Here is a 6,790-nt window from a genome sequence, read left to right as displayed (position 1 = left end):
TGGGGGAGGAGGGAGGCTCAGCGCTCGGCGGCGAACGGCACCGGGCGGGTGACCCCGGCTGGCACCGGGGTGTGCGGCGGCGGCCCGCCCTCCGCGGGCGCCGCCGGGGCGTCGACCGCCGGGGGAGCGGGCGCGTCCGGCAGCGTGAGGACGAGCGCGCCGTCCTGGCCGGGGGCGGTGCGCCCGGAGACCGTCCCGGCGTACGGCTCGCCGAAGGCCGGGCCCTGGCCGCCGGTGCCGGTGCGGGTGCCGGCCGGCATGGTGGCGGCCACCGGCACCCCCTCGGGCGCCCGGACCGTCACGGTGTCGCCGATCCGGTAGGCGGTGACCTCACCCGCGGCCAGCGCCGCGTCCCAGGCGGCCCGGTCGCGCAGCTCCGCGCCGACGGCGCTCATCGGCAGGTTCACCAGCGGGGTGTCGGCGGCGAACAGCCCCTCGTAGGCGTCCAGTACGCCGTCCAGCACCGGGTAGCCGATCCGGTCCTCGGCCAGGTTGGACTGGTGGACGAAGTGCGGCTTGGGATCGCCGGAGAGCACATGGCCCAGCGCGGTGCGGGTCTCCAGCGGCACGATGTAGTCGCGGTAGCCGGTGGCCGAATCCAGCGGGGCGTCCAGGCAGGTGGTGCCCGGCAGGGTCTCGCACAGTCCGCTGCCTCCCTGGGCGCGGCTGGTGTAGATCCAGTTGTACTCGTCGACCTGCTCGGCGACCCGGCCCGCGTTGTAGAAGATGTTGACCGGGTGGCGGGCCACGGTCAGCGCCGAGCCGACCCGCCTCTGGTCCGGGTCCCGCGAGTTGTCCGCGCCCAGCCAGGAGATCCCGTTGGCGGTGAGTGAAGGGGCCAGGTGCGGGTTGTCCTCGGGCTGCTGCGGCAGCAGCTTCAGCCCCGAGTGCTCCCCGGTCACCAACTCGCCCTCTCGCAGCGGTAGACCGGCCTGCTCGGCGAAGCGCCGGTTGTCGGCGATCTGGTGGTCCAGCTCGGCCCGGCTCACCCACTTCGTCGTGCCGTCCGCGTTCACCGCGCACTTCCACGGCACGCTCGACACGTCCTGCTCGCAGCCCAGGTAGGGATGGTCGTAGGTGTGGTTGATCCACCGGAACGCGGTGCGGTCGGCGACCAGTCGGTCGGCGGTGGGGTCCGCGCCGCCGTGCTCCTCGCGGTGCTCCACGCTGCCGCCGCCGTTGAACGCCATGTCGAGCGTGAAGCCGCGCCGGCGGGACCAGTCCACGGCGTACGCCACGTCGTCCGCGGTCATCCGGATCGGGTTGGGCGTGCCGGTGCCGGGCGCGCAGTCCACGTCGCCCGGCGTGCAGTTCAGCACGGGGTCCCACCGGTCGTCGGCGGCCAGCACGTCGTCCACGTGCACCGCGAAGTGGTGCCGCGAGCTGCCCAGCCGCACCGATCCGGTCATCCAGTCCACGATGCCCCGGGCCAGCAGCCGGAACTGCTGCTGGTGCTGGTTGTAGGCGAAGGTCACCACCAGCTCGCGCCGCCCGTCGTGCCGGTACTCGCCGACCAGCACCCCCCGGTCGGCGCGCCCCGGTATCGGGGCCTCCACGTAGGGCGTGAAGTCGGCCCCGGCGACCGGCTTCGACAGGAACGCGTAACTCTCGTCGACGTCCGGCGCGTTGTCCTCGAAGGGCACCGCGCCGTCCAGATAGCCGAACGGCCCGGCCTTCCCGGCCGCGGTGACCTCGGCGCGCACACCGTCCACCGGCCCGAGGTAGCCGCCGTACACCGGGTACTGAAGGCCGTTCTGCGGCCGGGCGTAGGTGTAGGCGTCCACCTGCGGCACGCCGTACGTCTTCTGGTACGCCACCAGGGCGGCCATCTCGGCCGAACCAGCCGGGAACGGCTCGTCGTCGGGCAGCACCACCGCCTGGAAGCGGGCGCGCGGCCGGCCGTCCACGGTGTCCGCGAGGAACGCCCCGTCGATCACCGGCCGGTCCGCCCGGCCGAGGTCCACCAGCGTGTACGGGGTGCCGGCGGCGGCCAGTTCGGCGGCTATCGCGGCGGTGGCCGGGCCCCCGTCGGCCACCACCAGCACGCGCAGGTCCACCCGTGCGTCCTGGGCGGCGCCGGCCGCCTCCGCGGCGGGCACCGCCGAGGCCGCCGGCGCCGCCGGTATGCCGGCGCCCAGCAGCAGCACGCCGCTGGTCAGCACGGCCGTGCGCAGACTCCGCTTCATGCGGTGACATCCCTCCCCTGGGGGCGCGCCCGGTTCCCCTACCGGGTGCGGCCCCTACCCCCCCAGTGCGGCGCCGCCCGTTCCCGGTCGCCGCCGCACCGCTCCGACGGGTCACATAGTGCGTCCTCGTGCGGATGGTTCGTGTGCACGATGTGGAACATGGCGCAAAAGTGAGGCCGCCTCCGGTGCTGCCGACCGGCCCCGGAGACGACTGCCGTGACGCCGCCGCGCGCCCCGCCCATCCGGCCCGCCGACCGGCTCTCGGGCGGCCGCGACGGGGCCCGCGGGGGCTTCGGCGGTGCCGCTGGCGCACGCCCCCGGCATGTGCCCCGTGCCCCCGCCGGCCGGCCGGCCGACCACCCGAAGAGCGATCATTTCCGGCCATGGGCGGACGGCCCTGAGACGGCCGCGCGGTCAGGGGCCGTCAGCGGCTCGGGACCGTGCCGGCGGGTCGGGCCGTCGCCGGCTCGGGACTCCGCCGGCGGGTCGGGGTGGTCGCCGGCTTTGGACTCCGTCGGCGGGTCAGGGGGCCGTCGCCGGCTCGGACCCGGCGGGCGCGGTCAGGACCCGTCGGGCGCGGGGGCGCAGACGACGCGGGTCTCCGGGGTGGTGAAGACGCCGTCCTTCACCGACTGGCCGTTGTCGTACTCGTAGTAGAGGTACGAGTAGAAACCGATGGTGCCGTTGCAGCCGGAGTCCGGGGCGACCGTCACCGCCAGGTCCACCGTCCGCTGCGCGCCGGGCGGCACCGGGACCGCGTAGTTCACGCCCAGGCTGGTGCCGCCGGTGCCGGAGCAGGTGACGCCCTGGGCGGTGCAGGAGGAGAAGGCGTACTTCAGGTCCGGGCGCTGGGTGGTGGGCCAGGTCGGCTGGACCGACTGGTAGACGAACCAGACGTCCGTCGCCTGGTTGTTGGTGAACGTCATGGTCAGGTTCACGGTCGAACCGGGTGTGGCCGTCGGCTGGTCCACGCTGAAGGTCAGGTCCGGACCGGCGGCGGCCGGTCCCGCGGCGGCGGCCGGCTGGGCGATTCCGATCAGCAGGGCCGCGAGGGCCGGCAGGGCGGTCAGGGTCGCTCGTCTGAGGTGTGTGATCCGCATGGCGCGGCACGCTAGGACACCGCGCCCCCGGCGTACGCCCCCGCCGACCGGTTCCGGAGGCGAATGCGCCGGGTGGCGGGCCGTTCCGGCACGCGGCGCACCGGTCACCCTGCGTGCGAGCCTGGTTACTACAGATGACCGCCGGGCGAAGAGGAATGGCGCATTTCGGGCGGGTGACCCTGGCTGGGGCGGGGACGCCGGCGCTCAGCCCCCGGACGCCGGGGCCTTCGCCGGGCGCAGCGCCGTGTAGGCGCCGGCGCCCGCGGCGATCAGGGCCACGCAGCCGGCGAAGACCAGTCCCGCGGTGCGCAGGTCCACGGTGACCGCCAGCGCGCCGACGCCGACCACGGGCAGCGAGATCCCCACATAGGCGACGACGAAGAACGCCGAGATCGTGCCGCCGCGGTGCTCGGCCGGGGCCGCGTCGCCGACCAGGGTGAGCGCCGCGCGGAAGGCGAGCCCCTGACCGATGCCGCCGCACACGGCGCCCGCGACGAGCAGGGCCGGCGACTTCGCCAGCAGCGAGGAGGCGACCAGTGCGAGGCCCACGACCAGCACCCCGCAGCCCGCGGGCAGCGCCCGGGGTGCGCCGATCCGCCGGGTCAGCGACTGCCCGAGCGTCGAGGCGGCGAACACCGTGAACACGATCGCGCCCGCCACCGCGTGGTTGGTGACGCCGAGGTTCCGGGCGGCGAAGCTGGGGGCGACCGCGGTGAACAGCCCCAGCAGCGAGAACCCGGCGAACGCCGCCAGCGCGGCGGGGGCGAAGACGCCCTTCACCTCGGCGGGCACCCGCACCCCCTGCGGCCGCAGCGGCGGCCTGGGCCGGGGGCGGTCCACCGTCTCCGGCAGCGACCACGCCACCGCCGCCGCGACCGCCACCAGACCCAGGTGCGTCCAGAACGGCCAGTCCAGGGGTCGGGAGGTGTACTGGGCGAGCACCCCGGACAGCAGCGGCCCGCAGCCGAGCCCGCCCATGTTGGCCGCGGTGGCAGCGAAACCGGCCCGCCCCTGCTGCCCCGGCCCGGCCAGTTCGAGGACGGCGGCGGTGGCGGCGCCGCTCAGCAGCCCGGCCGCCCCACCGGAAAGCACCCGGCCCGCGAACAGCAGCGGCAGCCCGTCCTCCAGCAGGAAGCAGCCGGCGCTGGCCGCCGACAGGGCCATGGCGCACAGCAGCACCGGCCGGCGGCCCAGCGTGTCGGAGAAGTCCCCGGCCAGCACCAGCACCGTGATGACGGCGACCGCGTAGACCGCGAACACCACCGTCACCATCAGCTCCGAGAAGCCGATCTGCTCCTGGTAGAGGCCGTAGAGCGGGGTGGGCAGGGTCGTGCCGGCCATGCCGATCGCGAAGACCAGGGCCGCGGCGAGGTAGCCGGGGTGCGACCGTGCAGGGGATGTTGCGGCGGTGTCCTGACGAACGATCATCCCGTCACCCTACGGGGGCGGGGGCCCGGCCGGCGGGCCCCCGGCGCCGGCGGGCGCCGGTACCGGGGGCACGGCCGTGCGGGTGCGCGGGTGCGCGTTCAACCGGTGAGCGGGATGGTGACCTCCCGGGCCAGGCCCGGCCGGCCCTCGGTGTAGGTCAGGGTCACCTCGGTGAACCGCTTGCGGTCCGGCTGCTTCTCCCACACGTCGGCCCGGTCGAGCCGGACGGTCACCGGGTAGGAGCGGAAGGTGCCGGCGGCGCAGTACGGCCGGCAGTCGTTCACCACGTTGACGCCCCGGCCCTCGGCCCGGTCCGGGCCCCAGGACGTCCAGCGCAGTCCGGTCAGCCGGCTGTTGCCGTCGCCGCAGGCCAGGATGTAGTCGCCCGGGCGGACCTGGCCCTCGGCGGCGCAGTCCACCGCGACCGTCTCCGAGACGGGCTGGGCGGGCGCCTGGTTGGCTGTCGCGGACGCCGGCACCACCGCGGCCGTGAGACCGGCGGCGGCCAGAAGCGTGAGCGTCGTCCGGAAGGTCTGTCGCTGCATGTCGGCTCCCAGCGGCTCGTCCCCGAAGTCGTGCCCGGTACCGCCTGTTCGATCGCGGCCGGCGCCGGGCAGGGTCCCTGCACTGTCCACGACGGTACGGCCGCCGCCGGCGGTCCACCACCCGGACGGGTGAACGCCCAGGTGAGAGGCCGGGGCGGCGGCCCCGCGGCACACCCGTGGGAAACCGGGGCGGCGGCCGCGGCGCACCCGCCGGGCGATCAGCGCAGCACGGCGCAGACCGCGTCCTCCTGCACCGCGCGCACCTTCGCCAGCAGCGCCGGCTTCAGGGTCTTGTTGGTCTGGGTGCTGATCGAGAACGTCAGCGAGCGCTTGCCGTCCTTGGTGGCCGCGGCGAACTGGGTGTAGCCGGGGAAGTTGCCGGTGTGGCCGTACACCGTGCCGCAGCGGGTGGTGTACCGGAACAGCGCCAGCCCGGTCGCGTTGACACCCGGTCCGGCCGGCTCGGACGCGCCCTCGCGGAAGGTGTACTGCGCCGCGCGGGCCTTGCCCGAGACCAGCGCCCCGCCCGCGTAGCCCCGCACGAACCGGTGGAAGTCCCGGGGGGTGGCCACCAGGCCGCCGGACGCCCACACCCCGGACGCGCTCAGCACCTCGCTGAGGTCCTCCGGCGCGGCCGGCGGGTCCACCTCGTAACCGTGCAGATACGGCTCCCGCAGCCGGTAGCCGCTCGGCAGGACGGTCTCCCGCAGATCCAGCGGGCGGTAGACCAGGCGGTCCAGCAGCTCCTCGTACGGCCGGCCGGTCACCGCCTCGGCCATCAGCGCCACCGCGATGTTGTCCGAGTTGGAGTACCGGTAGCGGCTGCCGGGGGTGAAGCCCAGCGGCTGGTCGGCGACGAAGTCCAGCAGCCTGCGCGAGTCGAACCGGCGGCGCGGGTCGGCCAGCACCAGCCGCTGGAACTCCGCGTCGGTGGTGTAGTCCGGCAGCCCGCTGGTGTGGTTGAGCAGTTGGCGCAGCGTCACCTTCGCCCAGGCCTTCGGCAGCCTGGGCAGCACCCGGCCCAGGGTGTCGTCGAGCCGCAGCTCGCCCTGCTCGACCAATTGCAGCGACACCGCACCGGAGTACATCTTGGACGCGCTGGCCAGCCGCATCGCGTCGCCGGGGCTGGGCCGCCGGTCGGTGCCCAGCTCGGCGGTGCCGGCGGTGAGCACCCGGCGCTCGCCGTCCCGCTGGAGCACCGTGATCACCCCGGGCGGCCCGCCGGCGGTGCGCACCAGCGCCTCCAGCTTCCCGCGCAGGGCGTCGTCCTGCGGGCCCGCCGGAGCCGGGGCGGCGGCGACCGCGGTGGCCGCCAGCGCCGCGGCGGCGGTCAGCAGCGCCACGGCGGGCCGGACGGGCCTTCGCCGGGCGCCGGCGCGGACGAGGGAACGAGGAGACAGCAGCATGGCCGGTTCCTTCCGGTGCGGCCCGCCGGCGGCGGCCCTCCGCCGCCCCGGCCGGGCGATACGCGCACCAGCCTCACCCGCCCCCGCGTCCCCGTCCCCGCGTGCTGCGCCAACCGGTCCAACGG

The 6,790-nt window shown here is 75.4% G+C and carries 5 protein-coding genes; all 5 read right to left on the bottom strand.

All coding sequences use genetic code 11. From position 1 onward, the window contains the following. Nucleotides 1-17 precede the first annotated feature (17 nt). The 5 genes from C6N75_RS15730 to C6N75_RS15710 all read right to left on the bottom strand — a co-directional run bounded on the left by C6N75_RS15730 (nt 18) and on the right by C6N75_RS15710 (nt 6,665). Entirely contained in the window at nt 18-2,186 is a 2,169-nt protein-coding gene (locus tag C6N75_RS15730) for a hypothetical protein (protein WP_105869536.1), read from the bottom strand. Between the two features lie 560 nt (nt 2,187-2,746). Beyond that, nucleotides 2,747-3,286, bottom strand: coding sequence for a hypothetical protein (locus C6N75_RS15725; RefSeq protein WP_105869535.1), 540 nt, complete (start codon nt 3,284-3,286; stop codon nt 2,747-2,749). 204 nt (nt 3,287-3,490) lie between these two features. After that, a complete protein-coding gene (locus tag C6N75_RS15720; protein WP_105869534.1) occupies nt 3,491-4,714 on the bottom strand; it encodes an MFS transporter in 1,224 nt (407 codons plus the stop codon). Between the two features lie 98 nt (nt 4,715-4,812). Further along, nucleotides 4,813-5,259, bottom strand: coding sequence for a hypothetical protein (locus C6N75_RS15715; RefSeq protein WP_105869533.1), 447 nt, complete (start codon nt 5,257-5,259; stop codon nt 4,813-4,815). Between the two features lie 218 nt (nt 5,260-5,477). Beyond that, a complete protein-coding gene (locus tag C6N75_RS15710) occupies nt 5,478-6,665 on the bottom strand; it encodes a serine hydrolase domain-containing protein (RefSeq protein ID WP_105869532.1) in 1,188 nt (395 codons plus the stop codon). Between the last annotated feature and the right edge of the window lie 125 nt (nt 6,666-6,790).

This window comes from Streptomyces solincola (assembly GCF_002982015.1).
Classification (GTDB): Bacteria; Actinomycetota; Actinomycetes; order Streptomycetales; family Streptomycetaceae; genus Streptomyces; species Streptomyces solincola.
The sequence above is the reverse complement of the archived record's forward strand: the minus strand, read 5'-3'. Positions and strand labels throughout refer to the sequence as shown.

Excerpts from the sequence above, each read along its gene's own strand:
- C6N75_RS15715 (WP_105869533.1), bottom strand. The coding sequence starts at position 5,259 with ATGCAGCGACAGACCTTCCGGACGACGCTCACGCTTCTGGCCGCCGCC.
- C6N75_RS15725 (WP_105869535.1), bottom strand. The coding sequence starts at position 3,286 with ATGCGGATCACACACCTCAGACGAGCGACCCTGACCGCCCTGCCGGCC.
- C6N75_RS15730 (WP_105869536.1), bottom strand. The coding sequence starts at position 2,186 with ATGAAGCGGAGTCTGCGCACGGCCGTGCTGACCAGCGGCGTGCTGCTG.
- C6N75_RS15710 (WP_105869532.1), bottom strand. The coding sequence starts at position 6,665 with ATGCTGCTGTCTCCTCGTTCCCTCGTCCGCGCCGGCGCCCGGCGAAGG.
- C6N75_RS15720 (WP_105869534.1), bottom strand. The coding sequence starts at position 4,714 with ATGATCGTTCGTCAGGACACCGCCGCAACATCCCCTGCACGGTCGCAC.